This window comes from Streptomyces sp. NPDC000229 (assembly GCF_040300825.1).
Taxonomy (GTDB): Bacteria; Actinomycetota; Actinomycetes; order Streptomycetales; family Streptomycetaceae; genus Streptomyces.
In genome coordinates this window covers 64,372-81,599 of sequence record NZ_JBEPEL010000025.1, presented here as the reverse complement: position 1 = coordinate 81,599, position 17,228 = coordinate 64,372, and the positions used below count along the sequence as shown (strand labels likewise).

Sequence of the window (17,228 nt, the reverse complement as noted above, 5' to 3'; positions counted from 1 at the left end):
AGGGTGGGCGCTTTCCGCGCACGTGTACCTGGTGCGGGGGCGGACGAGTGCGCCCGGGACGGGTCGGTCCGGCGTCTCCGCCTGCGTTGCTGTCGTACGGGGTGTCCGGGATGGTGACCAGGCCGTCGGGCCGGCCGACCGCCATGGGGACGGGCTTCTCCTCCCGCTGGTGCGCGAGGTTCCGCTCCAGCTGGATGACCGATCGGGCCAGCTCCTCAAGGCGGCGCTTGACCTCGGTCAGATCGTCTTCGAGTGACATGAATTGCCCTCACTTCCGCAATAGCGGGTGGCAAACACGCGCCTGAGAGTGTCGCGCGTCACATCCCCCATTGTGAAGCCATGTGCACGGATTCCACTCTTCCGAGGCTTGGGCCGCACGGGTGGTGTTTGCGTGCCGTGTCGCCGTGTCGCCGCCCCGGGGCCCTGTCGATCGATTTCAGTGTATGGGCAATAGGTGTGATCATCTCTAAATTCCACAAAACAGGACGAAGAGGTACAAGACATGTCCCACGTCGGCGCCCCTCGGGGGAGGACATGCTCCCGGGGCCCCCGTTCCCGCAGACTCCGGTCCGCCGTCCTCCTCACCAGCGGCGTACTCGCCGTCTCCGTACTGAGCGGCTGCAGCTCCCCCGAGGAGCAGAGCGACGCCAAGGCCGTCCCGCAGGACATCGCCCCCGCCGCGCGCGCCGACGTCGCCGACGGCGGCACCCTGCGCTGGGCCGTCGACGCGATGCCGACCACCCTCAACGCCTTCCAGGCGGACGCCGACGCCACCACCACCCGCATCACCCAGGCCGTCCTGCCCACCCTCTTCACCCTCGACGACCGGGGCCGCCCCCAGCGCAACCCCGACTACCTGGAATCCGCCGAGATCGTCGAGCGCGAGCCCAAGCAGGTCGTCCTCTACAAGCTCAACCAGCAGGCGGTGTGGAGCGACGGCCGCGAGATCGGCGCCCCTGACTTCGTCGCCCAGTGGCACGCCCTCAGCGGCAAGAACTCCGCCTACTGGACCGCCCGCAACGCCGGCTACGAGCGCATCGAGAAGATCGAACGCGGCGCCGGCGATCTGGAGGTCAGGGTCACCTTCAACAAGCCGTACGCCGACTGGCGCGCCCTCTTCTCGCCGCTCTACCCCAAGGACGTCATGGCCACCCCGGCCGCCTTCAACGACGGCGCCCGTACGCGGCTGACGTCGACGGCCGGTCCCTTCCAGCTCAAGGGCGTCGACGCCCGCAGCGGCACGGCCACGCTCGTACGCAACCCCCGCTGGTGGGGGCAGCCGGCCAAGCTCGACGCGATCGTGCTCCGTGCGGTCCCGCGCTCCGGTCGCGCCACCGCGCTCGCCACGGGCACGCTCGACCTCGCCGAGGTCGACCGCGCCACGGCGGACCGGATCGCCCGCGCGGCGAAGGGCCCGGACAAGGCGGCCCACGGCAAGCCCGCGCAGCCGGCGCCCGGCTCCGACGCCGCGAAGGCCCGGCTCCACGAGGCGGCGCCCCCGCAGAACCAACAGCTCGTCGCGGCGTACGCGGCCGAGCAGAAGGCGCTGCGCGGCTACGTGGTCCGCAAGTCGCTGGAGCCCGCGTACACGCAGCTGGCGCTGAACGGCGAGAGCGGCCCGCTCTCCGACGAGCGGGTACGCCGGGCGGTGGCCCGCGCCCTGGACCGCCAGGAGCTGGCCGAGGCGGTCCTGAAGCCCCTCGGACTGCCCGCGTACCCGGTCGGCAGCCACCTCGCCCTCGCCGGGCAGCAGGCGTACGCCGACAGCAGCGGCGCCCTGGGCGGCGAGGACACCGAGGAGGCCCAGGAACTGCTGGCCGACGCCGGCTGGACGCGCGGCGGGGCCCGTAAGCCCGCGGTCCCGAAGGACGGCGCGAAGGCGGGCGCCGAGGCGTCGCCCGCAGCGCACAAGCCGGCCACGGGCGGGAAGAACGGCGGGGAGAACGACGTACCGTCCGACGAGGGTCTGTACATCGTCGGCGACGACAAGCCCGCCGTCGGCGGCGACGGCCCGGAAGGGACGTACGTCCTGGCTCCGGCCCCCGCCGCGGCAGCCCAGGGCATCGCCCTCCACCGCCAGGCCGTGAGCCAGGCGCAGTCCGAGAACCGGACCGAGAACCAGTCCGAGGCCCTCCGCGACACCGACAAGGGCGCGCCCGGCCGGCCCGAGGCCCAGGGCGGCGGCGCCCCCGGCGCCTACGCCCCCCGCGGCACCGCCGCCCCCGCCCCGGCGGCCCCGGCCGGTCCCGCGGGCGACGCGGCCGCCGGCCCGCTCGGCAAGGACGGCGAGTCGCTCACGCTCCGCTTCGTCCTCCCCGCGGGCCCCGACTCCGAGTCCCTGCGGGCCGTCGGCGACAAGATCTCCCGGATGCTCGGCCGCATCGGCATCGGGACCGAGATCGTCAAGGTCCCTGACGAGAGCTACTTCAAGGACCACATCGCCTCCGGCGACTACGACCTGGCCCTCTACTCCTGGCCCGGCACCGCCTATCCGGCCACCGACGGGCGCCCCATCTTCGCCAAGCCCCAGCCGGCCGCCGACGGCTCACTGCTGGTGGAGCAGAATTACACCCGGGTCGGTACGGACCACATCGACCAGCTCTTCGACCAGGCGGCCGCCGAGCTGGACGAGAAGGCCGCCCGTGACCTGGTGAAGCAGGCCGACGCCCGGATCTGGGCCGCGGCCGGCTCCATCCCCCTCTACCAGCGGCCGCAGCTGGTGGCGGCCAGGCCGGCGGTGGTGAACGCCGGAGCGTTCGGTTTCGCCACTCCCCGCTACGAGAACATCGGCTTCCAGCGGAAGTAGGGCAACCTCAGAATCCGCTCAAGTCGCTTGCCCGCCGGTGCCGCCGGCGGGCAAGCTCCGTTACGGACCATGACCCGGGCCACACTTACGCACCCCCAGTGCACCGCAGGACACCGCAGGACCGCAGTACACGGACCCGTACGCACCGCGTACAGGCCTCCGTCCACGCCCCGTCACACACCTGTTCGATCTTCTCCGGACGGGCCGGGAAGCCTTGTGCGCGTCGGCCCCGTACCATGGACACAGCCGTGGCGCGTCCGCCCGGCGGGCGTACGAGGAACAAAGAGACGCCGCACCCACGATCCGAGAGAAGCGCAAGCCACTCATGCCCACGCGCCACGACATCCGTAACGTAGCCATCGTCGCCCACGTCGACCACGGCAAGACGACCATCGTCGACGCCATGCTCAAGCAGGCTGGTGCCTTCGCCGCCCACCAGCTCGACTCGGTCGACGACCGCATGATGGACTCGAACGACCTGGAGCGTGAGAAGGGCATCACGATCCTCGCCAAGAACACGGCGGTGAAGTACCACCCCAAGGACGGCGGGGCGCCCATCACCATCAACATCATCGACACCCCCGGTCACGCCGACTTCGGCGGTGAGGTCGAGCGCGGTCTGTCGATGGTCGACGGCGTGGTGCTGCTGGTGGACGCCTCCGAGGGCCCGCTGCCGCAGACGCGCTTCGTGCTCCGCAAGGCCCTCCAGCGCCGGATGCCGGTCATCCTCTGCATCAACAAGACGGACCGCCCCGACTCCCGGATCGACGAGGTCGTCAACGAGACCTACGACCTGTTCCTGGACCTGGACGCGGACGAGGAGCAGATCGAGTTCCCGATCGTCTACGCGTGCGGCCGTGACGGCATCGCCTCGCTGACCAAGCCGGAGGACGGCACGGTCCCGGCGGACTCCACCAACCTGGAGCCGTTCTTCTCCACGATCCTGGAGCACATCCCGGCCCCGGTCTACGACGAGGAGGCCCCGCTCCAGGCCCACGTCACCAACCTGGACGCCGACAACTTCCTCGGCCGTATCGCGCTGCTCCGCGTCGAGCAGGGCGAGCTGCGCAAGGGCCAGACGGTCGCCTGGATCAAGCGCGACGGCACCGTCGCCAACGTGCGCATCAGCGAGCTGATGATGACCGAGGCGCTCACCCGCAAGCCGGCCGAGGTGGCGGGCCCCGGTGACATCTGCGCCGTCGCCGGTATCCCGGACATCATGATCGGTGAGACGCTGGCCGACCCGGAGAACCCGATCGCGCTGCCGCTGATCACGGTCGACGAGCCCGCGATCTCGATGGTGATCGGTACGAACACCTCGCCGCTGGTCGGCCGCGGCGCCACCGGCAAGGGCGCGGACAACAAGGCGGCCGTCAAGGACCGCAAGGTCACCGCCCGCCAGGTGAAGGACCGCCTGGACCGCGAGCTGATCGGTAACGTCTCGCTGCGCGTCCTCGACACCGAGCGCCCCGACGCCTGGGAGGTGCAGGGCCGCGGCGAGCTGGCGCTGGCCATCCTGGTCGAGCAGATGCGCCGCGAGGGCTTCGAGCTGACCATCGGCAAGCCGCAGGTGGTCACCAAGGAGATCGACGGCAAGGTCCACGAGCCGGTCGAGCGCATGACCATCGACGTGCCCGAGGAGCACATGGGTGCCGTCACGCAGCTCATGGGCGTCCGCAAGGGCCGCATGGACAACATGTCCAACCACGGCTCCGGCTGGGTGCGCATGGAGTTCGTCGTGCCGTCCCGCGGCCTCATCGGCTTCCGTACCGAGTTCCTGACGCAGACGCGCGGCACGGGCATCGCCCACTCCATCCACGAGGGCCACGAGCCGTGGTTCGGCACGCTGACGACCCGCAACAACGGTTCGCTCGTCGCCGACCGCTCCGGTGCGGTCACCGCCTTCGCGATGACGAACCTTCAGGAGCGCGGCGTCCTCTTCGTGGAGCCGGGCACCGAGGTGTACGAGGGCATGATCGTCGGCGAGAACTCCCGCTCCGACGACATGGACGTCAACATCACCAAGGAGAAGAAGCTCACGAACATGCGGTCGTCCTCGGCCGACTCGTTCGAGGCGATCGTCCCGCCGCGCAAGCTCTCGCTGGAGCAGTCGCTGGAGTTCTGCCGCGACGACGAGTGCGTCGAGGTGACCCCGGAGGCCGTCCGCATCCGCAAGGTGAACCTGGATCAGCGCGAGCGCGCCCGCGCCGCCTCGCGCGCCAAGAACGGCTGACACGGGCCCGAGGCCCTGCCGCCCGGCTCCTGAGCTGTCAACTCCCCGTCCCGGGAGGGGTGATCCCCCTTCCAGGGCGGGGAGTTTTCTCTGCGCCCGTGCCGGGCAGGCACGGAGCGCCCGCCCTCCCATAGCAGAACCGCCGCGCGCCCCCGCACTGGCCGGTCTTCGTGGGTGCCGGCCGACTGCACGTCAAAGCCTTTTCGCCGCCGAAGCGTCCGGATATCGACCGTCGCTCTCCGGAACATGTGTTAACGGTCCGTTTCGCGGGTGTCTGTCTGTGCTCGCTTTGTCCGGATTTCGGTCTTCGGGCCGTTGGTGATGTTGCCAAAACGAGACCCTTTAAGTGTGGTTTACGGCCCGGACGTACTTAATAGTTGGCTCCATTGAGCTCGGGTCAATGGGTCACGCGCTGTGGGGAGCGCCGACTCACGAGCACACTCGGGGCACTTGGGTCATCGCCGTCAGGGGTGTCGGCATGCAACCTCGAAGTGCCCTTCTCGTAGTGATAAGTGGACTCATGAGGAGGAACCCATGCGCGGTGCCAAGAGCGCCAAGTGGGTCGCGGGCGCGATAGTCGTCGCCCTGGCAGCCACGGCTTGCGGTGGCGGTAGCGACAGCAAGGCCAACGGCGCCAAGCAGGTCGTGATGGAGCTCGGTGAGCCCCAGAACGGTCTGATCCCGTCGAACACGTACGAGTCCGAGGGCTCCGAGGTCATGAACGCCCTGTTCACCGGCCTCGTGCGGTACGACGAGAAGAACGAGGCCCAGCTCGACATGGCCGCGTCGATCGAGACCAAGGACAGCAAGGTCTGGACGATCAAGCTCAAGGACGGCTACACCTTCCACAACGGTGAGCCGGTCACCGCGCAGTCCTTCGCGGACGCCTGGAACTACGGCGCCAACCAGGAGAACACGCAGGAGACGAACCCTCTCTACAACAAGATCGAGGGCTACGCCGACCTGAACCCGGGCGAGGGCAAGAAGCCCGCGACCGACAAGATGAAGGGCCTGAAGGTCGTCGACGAGAAGACCCTCGAGGTCACGCTCACGGCGCCGTTCTCCGCCTTCAAGACCATGCTGGGCTTCAACTCCTTCTACCCGCTGCCGAAGGCCTTCTTCAAGGACCCGAAGGGCTTCGAGACCGCGCCCATCGGCAACGGCGCGTTCAAGATGGACGGCAAGTTCGTCCGCAACCAGCAGATCAAGACGGTCAAGTACGACAAGCACCCGAACGCCGGCCAGATCAAGATCCCCGGCGTCACCTTCAAGATCTACAACAACCAGGACACGGCCTACCGTGACCTGCTCGGCGGCCGCGTCGACATCATGGACACCGTTCCGCTGTCCGCGATGACCACCGCCGCCAAGGACCTCGGCGACCGCTACATCCAGGGCACCGACTCCGGCGTCGGCTACATCGGCTTCCCGATCAAGTACAACAAGGCCTACGCGAAGCCCGAGCTGCGCAAGGCGATCTCCCAGGCGATCGACCGCAAGGCGATCACCGAGAAGATCTTCGTCAACACCCGTACGCCGGCGGACGACTTCATCAACCCGCTGGTCCCGGGCTACCGCAAGGGCGCCTGTGGCGCGCCGTGCACCTTCGACCCGGCCGCGGCCAAGAAGGCCTTCGACGCCGCGGGCGGTCTGCCGGGCAACAAGATGGAGCTCGGCTACAACGCCGACGGCGGCCACAAGGACTGGATCGAGGCCGTCGCCGCGCAGCTCGAGAAGAACCTCGGCGTCGACGTCACCGTCAAGCCGTTCGAGCAGTTCCAGGGCATCCTGAACGACCTCGGCGACAAGAAGTACAGCGGTGCGTTCCGCCTGGCGTGGTCCATGGACTACCCGCACGCGGAGAACTACCTGCGCCCCGTCTTCTCCGAGGACGCGATCGAGCACGGCTCGAACTACTCGGGCTACGTCAACCCGCAGGTCGAGAAGTTCCTCGACCAGGGTGACACCGCGACCACCGAGGACGCCGCGATCAAGGCGTACCAGCAGGCTGACGACCTCATCCTGAAGGACATGCCGTACATCCCGGTGTACTTCTACAAGCTGAACGCCGGCCTCAGCAAGAACCTCAAGCCGGGCGTGCGGATCGACAACATGACCCAGATCGACTGGACCACGGTCAACCCCGCCTGACGGTTCAAGGGTCTCCCCAGGGAGATCCTGACAGCAGTGGGGGTGACGGGGTTCTGCCCCGTCACCCCCCTTCTGCCGTCTCGTTGTCGATTACCCCTCACCCGGGCCGGGGCCCACTGGTGTGCCCTCCCCCGGTATCCGTACAACTGGAGACCTGATGGGTCGTTATGTGATCAGGCGTCTTCTGCAGGCGATACCCGTACTGCTCGGCGCGACAATTCTTATCTACTGCCTCGTCTTCCTGCTGCCCGGCGACCCGATCCAGGCGCTGGCCGGGGAGAAGAAGGCAGACCCCAACATCACCGCCATCCTGCGAGAGCAGTACCACCTCAATGACCCGCTCTACCAGCGGTACTGGTACTACATCTCCGGCGTGCTGACGGGCGATTTCGGCACCGACTTCACCGGCCGGCCGGTGGCCGAGATCATGAGCGAGACGTTCCCGGTCACGCTGAACCTGGCGACCATCGCGTTCGCCGTCGAGGCGGCCGTCGGCATCGTCGCGGGCGTCTTCGCGGCCCTCGGCCGCGGCAAGTTCCTCGACAACGTCGTGCTGCTGTCGACCCTTCTCCTGGTCTCCGTCCCGGTCTTCGTGCTGGGCAACGTGCTCCAGCTGGTGCTCGGCGTCAAATGGGCCATCGCGCCCATCAGTTACGACTCCGAGGACATGACCACCCTCATCCTGCCGGCCGTGGTGCTCGCCTCCGCGTCGCTCGCGTACATCACCCGCCTGACCCGCACCTCCATGATGGAGACGATGCGCGCCGACTACGTGCGCACCGCCACCGCCAAGGGTCTGAGCCGGTCGCGGGTCATCGTGCGGCACGCCCTGCGCAACGCCATGATCCCGATCGTCACCTTCCTCGGTGTCGACCTCGGCGCCCTGATGGGCGGAGCGATCATCACCGAGCGCATCTTCAACATCCCCGGTATCGGCGGCACGCTCTACCAGGCCGTGTACCTGCGCCAGGGGACGACCGTCGTCAGCATCGTCACCGTGCTCGTCCTCGTCTACATCGCCGCCAACCTGATCGTGGACCTGCTCTACGCCGTGCTCGACCCGAGGATCCGCTATGCCTGAGAACACCTCCGCCACCGTCGAGGAGAGCGCGGTCCCGGTCGCGACCGCGCCCGGCAGCGCCATCAAGGGCACGAAGAAGGACAAGCCCGAGCGGGTCGCCAGCATGTGGAGCGACGCGCGGCGCGACCTGATGCACAACTGGGTGTTCCTGGTCTCCGCGGTACTGATCCTGGGCCTGCTGGTCATCGCCGCGTTCCCGGGGCTGTTCACCAGCGGCGACCCGTACGCCAAGGGCTTCTGCGACCTGTCGAACTCGGTCGTCCCGCCCAGCGGCGCGCACTGGTTCGGCTTCGACGTCCAGGGCTGCGACATCTACACGCGGACGATCTACGGCACCCGCAACTCGATCATCGTGGGTGTGCTGACGTCGGTGCTGACCACGCTGGTCGGCTGCGTCCTCGGCATGGTCGCCGGTCTGCGCAGCGGCTGGCTGGACGTCCTCGTCTCCCGCTTCACGGAGATCTGGTTCGCCATCCCGACCATGCTCGGCGGTCTGCTCGTGCTGGCCATGCTCGGCACCGGCAACGTCATCACCGTCTCGCTGATCATGGCGGTGCTCGGCTGGCCGCAGCTGTTCCGCATCATGCGCGGAGCGGTGATCACCAACAAGCAGAACGACTACGTGATGGCCGCCCGGGCCCTCGGTGCCGGCGGCTGGCGCATCGCGATGCGCCACATCCTGCCGAACGCGCTCGCCCCGGTGATCGTGGTCAGCACCATCAACCTCGGCGTCTACATCTCGGCCGAGGCGGCGTTCTCGTACCTCGGTATCGGCGTCCAGTCCCCGAACATCTCCTGGGGCCTGATGATCAGTGACGGCCAGGACCGCTTCCTGAGCGCCCCGCACATGGTGCTCTTCCCGTCGCTGTTCCTGAGCATCACGGTCCTGGCGTTCATCATGCTCGGCGAAGCTGTTCGCGACGCCCTCGACCCCAAGCTGCGCTAGGAGGGCGTACGTTGACCACCATCGACAAGAAGACGAGCGCGACGAGCGCCCCGCTCCTCGAAGTGCGCGACCTGCACGTCGAGTTCCACACCCGGGACGGCGTCGCCAAGGCCATCAACGGCGTGAGCTACAGCGTCGACGCCGGCGAGACCCTCGCCGTCCTCGGCGAGTCCGGCTCCGGCAAGTCGGTCACCGCCCAGGCGATCATGGGCATCCTCGACATGCCGCCCGGCCGCATCCCCAAGGGCGAGATCCTGTTCCACGGCGAGGACATGCTGAAGATGTCCGCCGAGGAGCGCCGCAAGATCCGCGGCCGCCGGATCGCGATGATCTTCCAGGACGCGCTCTCCTCGCTGAACCCGGTGCTGTCCGTCGGCTACCAGCTCGGCGAGATGTACCGCGTGCACCTCGGCCTGTCCCGCAAGGAGGCCAAGGCCAGGGCGATCGAGCTGATGGACCGGGTGAAGATCCCGGCCGCCGCGGCGCGGGTGAACGACTACCCGCACCAGTTCTCCGGCGGTATGCGCCAGCGCATCATGATCGCCATGGCGCTCGCCCTGGAGCCGGACCTGATCATCGCGGACGAGCCGACCACCGCGCTCGATGTGACCGTCCAGGCCCAGGTCATGGACCTGCTCGCGGAGCTCCAGCGCGAGGAGAACATGGGCCTGATCCTCATCACCCACGACCTCGGAGTCGTCGCCGACGTCGCCGACAAGATCGCGGTGATGTACGCGGGCCGGATCGTCGAGCAGTCGCCGATCCACGACCTGTACAAGCGCCCCGCGCACCCGTACACCCGTGGCCTGCTCGACTCCATCCCGCGCCTGGACCAGAAGGGCCAGGAGCTGTACGCGATCAAGGGCCTGCCGCCCAACCTGATGAAGATCCCCCCGGGCTGCGCCTTCAACCCGCGCTGCCCGAAGGCGGAGGACATCTGCCGTACGGAGGTCCCGGCCCTGGTGCCGGTGACGGAGCAGGACGGCGGCGAGCTGCCGGGCCGTGGCAGCGCATGCCACTTCTGGAAGGAGACGATCCATGGCTGAGCTCAGGAAAGAGGACGAGGCCGTGGACGCGACCCCGAACGTCACCGAGGTGGAGACGGTCGAGGCGGCCACCGAGACCGCGGCCGTCGCCGCGATCGAGGCCCCCGTGGAGCGCGGTGAGCCGATCCTCCAGGTGCGGGGCCTGGTCAAGCACTTCCCGCTGACCCAGGGCATCCTCTTCAAGAAGCACGTCGGCGCGGTCAAGGCCGTGGACGGGGTCTCCTTCGACCTCTACCAGGGCGAGACGCTCGGCATCGTCGGCGAGTCCGGCTGTGGCAAGTCCACCGTGGCCAAGCTGCTGATGATGCTGGAGACGGCGACCGCGGGCGAGATCTTCTACAAGGGCCAGGACATCACCAAGCTGTCCGGCCGGGCGTTGAAGGCGGTCCGCCGGAACATCCAGATGGTGTTCCAGGACCCGTACACCTCGCTCAACCCGCGGATGACGGTCGGCGACATCATCGGCGAGCCCTTCGAGATCCACCCCGAGGTGGCCCCCAAGGGCGACCGGCGCCGCAAGGTGCAGGAGCTGCTCGATGTGGTCGGCCTGAACCCCGAGTACATCAACCGCTACCCGCACCAGTTCTCGGGCGGACAGCGCCAGCGCATCGGCATCGCCCGCGGCCTGGCCCTGAACCCCGAGATCATCATCTGCGACGAGCCGGTCTCGGCGCTGGACGTCTCGGTGCAGGCGCAGGTCGTCAACCTGATGGAGAAGCTCCAGGACGAGTTCAACCTCTCCTACCTCTTCATCGCGCACGACCTGTCGATCGTCCGGCACATCTCCGACCGGGTCGGCGTGATGTACCTGGGCAAGATGGCCGAGATCGGCACCGACGTGCAGATCTACGACCACCCGACGCACCCCTACACCCAGGCGCTGCTGTCGGCCGTCCCGGTGCCGGACCCCGAGGCCCGCGAGGGCCGGGAGCGCATCATCCTCACCGGTGACGTCCCGTCGCCGGCCAACCCGCCGTCCGGCTGCCGCTTCCGTACGCGGTGCTGGAAGGCCGAGGAGAAGTGCGCCACCGAGGTGCCGCTGCTGGCGGTCCCGGAGCGGTTCCAGGGCTCCGACACCCCGGCGGCGCACGAGTCGGCGTGCCACTTCGCCGAGGAGAAGGACGTCGTCCACGCGGCGTGACCGTCGGCAGGTACCTGAGGGCGCCCCGGGCAGCAGTCGGCCCGGGGCGCCCTCATGCATGCGGGTGGTGCGGCGCCCGGACGGCGGGGTAAAGCGTGCGTCGGCGTACCTTATGCGGTGATATGTGGGCCTAGGTGAGGTCGAAGACCGGACGAGGACCACGGGAGGCACCCATGCGCGGAGCCATGCACGCCAGGTCGGCCGCGTGCGCGGTGGCCGTCGCCCTCGCGGCGACCGCCTGCGGTGGCGGCGCCGGTGGCGGCGCCGACGGGATCGTCAGCTCCTCCTGGGGCGACCCGCAGAACCCGATCGAACCGGCCAACACCAACGAGGTCCAGGGCGGCAAGGTCCTCGACATGCTCTTCCGCGGCCTGAAGAAGTACGACCCGGAAACCGGCGAGGCCAGGGACATGGTCGCCGAGAGGATCGAGACCACCGATTCGCAGAACTTCACCGTCACCCTCAAGCCGGGCTGGAAGTTCAGCAACGGAGAGCCCGTCACCGCCCGGTCCTTCACCGACGCCTGGAACTACGGCGCCCACGTCGACAACAAGCAGGCCAACGCGCCCTTCTTCGCCGACATCGTCGGCTACGACGACGTCCACCCCGCCTCCGGCGCCGCCAAGTCCACGACCATGCGCGGCCTGGTCGTCAAGAACGACCGCACGTTCACCGTCGCCCTGAAGGAGAAGTTCTCCACCTGGCCCGAGACCCTCGGCTACCAGGCCTTCGTCCCCCTGCCCCGGATGTTCTTCACCGACCACGACGCCTGGCTCGCCAAGCCCGTCGGCAACGGCCCTTACACGGTCGAGTCGTACACCCGCGGCAGCGGTATGAAGCTGCGCCGCTGGGACGGCTACCAGGGCGAGGACAAGGCGCAGAACGGCGGTGTCGACCTCAACGTCTACACCGACAACAACACCGCCTACACCGACCTGATCGCCGGCAACCTCGACCTCGTCGACGACGTACCGGCACAGCAACTGAAGAACGTCGGCAACGACCTCGGCGACCGCTACATCAACCAGCCCGCCCTCATCATCCAGACCCTGGTCTTCCCGCTGTACCGCCCGGAGTGGAACAAGCCCGGCATGGAGAAGGTCCGCCGGGGCCTGTCCATGGCGATCAACCGCGACGAGATCACCAAGCAGATCTACCAGGGCACCCGCACCCCCGCCAAGGACTGGACCTCACCCGCCCTCGGCGGAGACGGGGGCTACAAGGAGATCTGCGGCGACGCCTGCACCTACAACCCCACCGAGGCCAAGCGGCTCATCGAGGAGGGCGGCGGCCTCCCCGGCGGCAAGCTGACGCTCACCTCCAACGTCGACACCGGCTCGCACCGCGCCTGGATGGACGCCGTCTGCAACAGCGTCAACAACGCGCTCGGCCGGGGCGCCGTCTGCACCGTCAACCCCATCGGCACCTTCGCCGACTTCCGCAACCAGCAGACCACGTTCAAGTTCAGCGGCCCCTTCCGCTCCGGCTGGCAGGCCGACTACCCCCTCATCCAGAACTTCCTGGAGCCGCTCTACTACTCCGGCGGATCCTCCAACTACGGCAAGTTCAGCACCAAGGAGTTCGACGGCCTCGTCGACAAGGCCAACCGCGAGCCCGACCAGGCAACGGCCGTCAAGGACTTCCAGGCGGCCGAGCAGATGCTCGCCGAACAGATGCCGGCCATCCCCCTCTGGTACCAGAACGGCAGCGCCGGCTACTCCGAGCGGCTCTCCGACGTGTCCCTCAACCAGTTCAGCGTCCCCGTCTACGACCAGATCAAGGTCAGCTGACCCCCCGCCATCCTCCGGAGCCCTCATGGGACGCTATGTGATCCGGCGGCTGCTCCAGATGATCCCGGTGTTCATCGGCAGCACGTTCCTCATCTTCTTCATGGTGTACGCGCTCGGCGACCCGGTCGCGGCCCTCTTCGGCGATAAGGCGCCCGACCCCGCCACCGCCGCCCGCATCCGCAAGGACCTCCACCTCGACCAACCCCTGTGGAAGCAGTACCTGCTCTACATGGGCGCGATCTTCCAGGGCGACTTCGGCACCGCGTTCAACGGCCAGAAGGTCACCGAGCTGATGGCCTCCGCCTTCCCGGTCACGCTGCGCCTCACCCTCGTCGCCATCGTCATCGAGATTGTCATCGGCATCACCCTCGGCGTCATCAGCGGCCTCAAGCGCGGCCGCCCCCTCGACACCGGCCTGCTCGTCCTCACCCTCGTCGTCATCTCCGTCCCCACCTTCGTCTCCGGCTACCTCCTCCAGTTCCTCCTCGGGGTCAAATGGGGCTGGGTACGCCCCTCCGTCTCCTCCGACGCCCGCATCGACGAACTGATCCTCCCGGGCGTCGTCCTCGCCCTCGTCTCCCTCGCCTACGTCACCCGGCTCAGCCGCACCTCCATCGCCGAGAACGTCCGCGCCGACTACGTCCGCACCGCCATCGCCAAGGGCCTGCCGCGCCACCGGGTCATCACCCGTCACCTGCTGCGCAACTCCCTCATCCCGGTCGTCACCTTCATCGGCGCCGACATCGGCGCACTGATGGGCGGCGCCATCGTCACCGAGCGGATCTTCAACATCCATGGCGTCGGCTACCAGCTCTACCAGGGCATCCTGCGCAACAACGCGCCCACGGTCGTCGGCTTCGTGACGATCCTCGTGATCGTCTTCCTGGTGGCGAACCTGCTCGTCGACCTGCTCTACGCGGTCCTGGACCCGAGGATCCGGTATGCCTGAGCCCCGCGACCCCGCGAAGGACGTCATCGCCCCCACCGGCGCGGGCGGCGCGATGGACCTGGCGATGAGCGAGGCCGAGACCCTCGAAAGGGCCGACACGGGCCGCCCCCGCAGCCTCTGGTCCGACGCCTGGCACCAGCTGCGCCGCAACCCCGTCTTCCTGGTGTCCGCGGCCCTCATCGTCTTCCTCGTCCTGATCGCCGTCTGGCCGCAGATCCTCACCAGCGCCGACCCGCTCCGCTGCGACCTCTCGAAGTCGCAACAGGGCTCCGCCCCCGGCCACCCCTTCGGGTACGACACCCAGGGCTGTGACGTGTACACCCGCACCGTCCACGGGGCGCGGGCCTCCATCACCGTCGGCGTCTGCGCCACCCTCGGCGCCGCCCTGCTCGGCAGCGTGCTGGGCGGGCTCGCCGGGTTCTTCGGCGGCTGGTGGGACGCGCTGCTGTCCCGGATCGCCGACGTGTTCTTCGGCATCCCCGTCGTCCTGGGCGGCCTGGTCTTCCTGTCCGTCGTCACCAGCTCCACCGTGTGGCCGGTGGTCGGCTTCATCGTGCTGCTCGGCTGGCCCCAGGTCGCCCGTATCGCCCGGGGCTCCGTCATCACCGCCTCGCGACACGACTACGTCCAGGCCGCGCGGGCCCTCGGTGCGGGCAGCGGACGGATGCTGCTGCGGCACGTGGCGCCCAACGCCGTCGCGCCCGTCATCGTCGTCGCGACCATCGCGCTCGGTACGTACATCGCGCTGGAGGCCACCCTGTCCTTCCTGGGCGTCGGGCTGCGGCCGCCCACCGTCTCGTGGGGCATCGACATTTCCAACGCCGCCCCGCAGATCCGCAACGCCCCGCACATGCTGCTGTGGCCGGCCGGCGCCCTGAGCATCACCGTCCTCGCGTTCATCATGCTCGGCGACGCGGTGCGCGACGCCCTCGACCCGAAGCTGAGGTGAGACGTGCTCCTCGAAGTGCGCGACCTGCACGTGGAGTTCCGTACCCGGGACGGGGTGGCCAAGGCCGTCAACGGGGTGACGTACTCCGTCGACGCGGGGGAGACGCTCGCCGTGCTCGGCGAGTCCGGCTCCGGCAAGTCCGTCACCGCCCAGGCCGTCATGGGCATCCTCGACATGCCGCCCGGCCGGATCACCGGCGGCGAGGTCCTCTTCCAGGGCCGGGACCTGCTGACGCTCAAGGAGGACGCCCGGCGCACGGTGCGCGGCGCCGAAATGGCGATGATCTTCCAGGACGCGCTGTCGTCCCTCAACCCCGTGCTCACCGTCGGCGACCAGCTCGGCGAGATGTTCGTCGTCCACCGCGGCATGTCCAGGAAGGACGCCCGCGCCAAGGCGATCGAGCTGATGGACCGGGTCCGCATCCCCGCCGCCCGGGAACGCGTCGGCCAGTACCCGCACCAGTTCTCCGGCGGCATGCGCCAGCGCATCATGATCGCCATGGCGATGGCCCTGGAACCCGCCCTCATCATCGCCGACGAACCGACCACCGCCCTCGACGTCACCGTCCAGGCCCAGGTCATGGAACTCCTCGCCGAGCTCCAGCGGGAACTCGACATGGGCCTCATCCTCATCACCCACGACCTGGGCGTCGTCGCCGACGTCGCCGACAGGATCGCCGTGATGTACGCCGGGCGGATCGTGGAGACCGCGCCCGTCCACGACATCTACAAGGCGCCCGCCCACCCCTACACCCAGGGGCTGCTCGACTCCATCCCGCGCCTGGACCACAAGGGCCGGGAGCTGTACGCCATCAAGGGCCTCCCGCCGAACCTGACCGCCATCCCGCCCGGCTGCCCCTTCCACCCGCGCTGCCCGCGCGCCAGGGACGTGTGCCGTATCGACGTACCACCCCTGTACCGGGTCTCCGAGGACCGGCGCAGCGCCTGCCACTTCTGGGAGGAGACGATCAATGCCTCCTCTTCTTGAGGTCCGCGAGCTCGTCAAGCACTACCCGCTCACCCGCGGCATCCTGTTCAAGAAGCAGATCGGCGCCGTCAAAGCGGTCGACGGGGTCTCCTTCGCCCTCGACACCGGCGAGACGCTCGGCATCGTCGGCGAGTCCGGCTGCGGCAAGTCCACGGTCGCCAAGATGCTCGTCAGCCTGGAGCGGGCCACGTCCGGGCAGATCCTCTACAAGGGCGAGGACATCAGCAAGCTGTCCGGCCGGGCGCTGAAGGCGGTCCGCCGGAACATCCAGATGGTGTTCCAGGACCCGTACACCTCGCTCAACCCGCGGATGACGGTCGGCGACATCATCGGCGAGCCGTACGAGATCCACCCCGAGGTCGCGCCCAAGGGCGACCGGCGCCGCAAGGTGCAGGAGCTGCTCGATGTGGTCGGCCTGAACCCCGAGTACATCAACCGCTACCCGCACCAGTTCTCGGGCGGACAGCGCCAGCGCATCGGCATCGCCCGCGGCCTCGCCCTCCGGCCGGAGGTCATCGTGGCCGACGAACCGGTCTCCGCCCTCGACGTCTCCGTACAGGCGCAGGTCATCAACCTGATGGAGAAGCTCCAGGACGAGTTCGGGCTGAGTTACGTCTTCATCGCGCACGACCTGTCGATCGTCCGGCACATCTCCGACCGGGTCGGCGTGATGTACCTCGGACGGATCGTCGAGACCGGTACGGACACCGAGATCTACGACCACCCCACGCACCCCTACACCCAGGCGCTGCTGTCCGCCGTCCCCGTCCCCGACCCCGAGGCCCGGGCGCAGCGCGAGAGGATCCTGCTGACCGGCGACGTGCCCTCGCCCACCAACGTCCCCTCGGGCTGCCGCTTCCGCACCCGCTGCTGGAAGGCGCGCGAGCGGTGCGCGCTGGAGGTCCCGCTGCTCGCCGTCCCCGCGGACTTCCGGGACGTCCCCACACCGGCGCGCCACGATTCGGCGTGCCACTTCGCGGAGGAGAAGCACGTCGTCCCCGGCGATGCCCGGGGGCACGACGCCCAGGAACAAATGGGCTGATCAGCCCTCAATCCCGTTAACAGGCAGGCAACTTGCCGGACCCCGTACCGATATACGGACACGCCAGGCTGAACAGCGTACGGCCGTGCGGGTGCCGTGGACCGGCC

At 68.6% G+C, this 17,228-nt stretch carries 13 protein-coding genes; 12 read left to right on the top strand and 1 reads right to left on the bottom strand.

All coding sequences use genetic code 11. The features are described from left to right. Nucleotides 1–259 (bottom strand): hypothetical protein (locus tag ABT360_RS15570; protein ID WP_351815442.1); only part of this gene is annotated, 259 nt, incomplete at its 3' end. Nucleotides 260–502: 243 nt separating this feature from the next. Between ABT360_RS15570 and ABT360_RS15565 the strand changes: the two genes are divergently transcribed. From ABT360_RS15565 to ABT360_RS15510, 12 genes are all read left to right on the top strand, one after another. After that, a complete protein-coding gene (locus ABT360_RS15565; RefSeq protein WP_351815440.1) occupies nucleotides 503–2,806 on the top strand; it encodes an ABC transporter family substrate-binding protein in 2,304 nt (767 codons plus the stop codon). Between the two features lie 325 nt (nucleotides 2,807–3,131). Next, complete coding sequence (typA, locus tag ABT360_RS15560) at nucleotides 3,132–5,039, top strand: translational GTPase TypA (RefSeq protein WP_351815437.1); 1,908 nt, start codon at nucleotides 3,132–3,134, stop codon at nucleotides 5,037–5,039. A 534-nt stretch (nucleotides 5,040–5,573) separates the two neighbouring features. Then, nucleotides 5,574–7,190, top strand: coding sequence for a peptide ABC transporter substrate-binding protein (locus tag ABT360_RS15555; protein ID WP_351815435.1), 1,617 nt, complete (start codon nucleotides 5,574–5,576; stop codon nucleotides 7,188–7,190). A gap of 157 nt (nucleotides 7,191–7,347) precedes the next feature. Then, on the top strand, nucleotides 7,348–8,271 hold the full coding sequence (locus tag ABT360_RS15550; RefSeq protein WP_351815433.1) for an ABC transporter permease: 924 nt from the start codon (nucleotides 7,348–7,350) through the stop codon (nucleotides 8,269–8,271). Further along, nucleotides 8,264–9,217: an ABC transporter permease gene (locus ABT360_RS15545; protein ID WP_351815430.1), complete on the top strand. Its 954-nt coding sequence runs from the start codon at nucleotides 8,264–8,266 to the stop codon at nucleotides 9,215–9,217. The genes ABT360_RS15550 and ABT360_RS15545 overlap by 8 nt, the downstream gene beginning before the upstream one ends. 11 nt (nucleotides 9,218–9,228) lie before the next feature. Continuing rightward, nucleotides 9,229–10,263 carry an ABC transporter ATP-binding protein gene (locus ABT360_RS15540; protein WP_351815428.1) on the top strand — a complete coding sequence of 345 codons (1,035 nt, stop codon included), beginning with the start codon at nucleotides 9,229–9,231 and terminating at the stop codon, nucleotides 10,261–10,263. Next, on the top strand, nucleotides 10,256–11,404 hold the full coding sequence (locus tag ABT360_RS15535) for an ABC transporter ATP-binding protein (RefSeq protein ID WP_351815425.1): 1,149 nt from the start codon (nucleotides 10,256–10,258) through the stop codon (nucleotides 11,402–11,404). The genes ABT360_RS15540 and ABT360_RS15535 overlap by 8 nt, the downstream gene beginning before the upstream one ends. A 173-nt stretch (nucleotides 11,405–11,577) precedes the next feature. Further along, nucleotides 11,578–13,194 (top strand): peptide ABC transporter substrate-binding protein, encoded by a 1,617-nt coding sequence (locus tag ABT360_RS15530; protein WP_351815422.1) that lies wholly within the window; start codon nucleotides 11,578–11,580, stop codon nucleotides 13,192–13,194. 25 nt (nucleotides 13,195–13,219) lie between these two features. After that, nucleotides 13,220–14,143, top strand: a complete 924-nt coding sequence (locus tag ABT360_RS15525; protein WP_351815420.1) for an ABC transporter permease — start codon at nucleotides 13,220–13,222, stop codon at nucleotides 14,141–14,143. Next, nucleotides 14,136–15,092: an ABC transporter permease gene (locus ABT360_RS15520; RefSeq protein WP_351815418.1), complete on the top strand. Its 957-nt coding sequence runs from the start codon at nucleotides 14,136–14,138 to the stop codon at nucleotides 15,090–15,092. Before ABT360_RS15525 ends, ABT360_RS15520 begins: the two co-directional genes overlap by 8 nt. 3 nt (nucleotides 15,093–15,095) lie before the next feature. Continuing rightward, on the top strand, nucleotides 15,096–16,079 hold the full coding sequence (locus ABT360_RS15515) for an ABC transporter ATP-binding protein (RefSeq protein ID WP_351815415.1): 984 nt from the start codon (nucleotides 15,096–15,098) through the stop codon (nucleotides 16,077–16,079). Further along, nucleotides 16,063–17,121: an ABC transporter ATP-binding protein gene (locus ABT360_RS15510; RefSeq protein WP_351815412.1), complete on the top strand. Its 1,059-nt coding sequence runs from the start codon at nucleotides 16,063–16,065 to the stop codon at nucleotides 17,119–17,121. Before ABT360_RS15515 ends, ABT360_RS15510 begins: the two co-directional genes overlap by 17 nt. The last annotated feature ends 107 nt before the right edge of the window (nucleotides 17,122–17,228 follow it).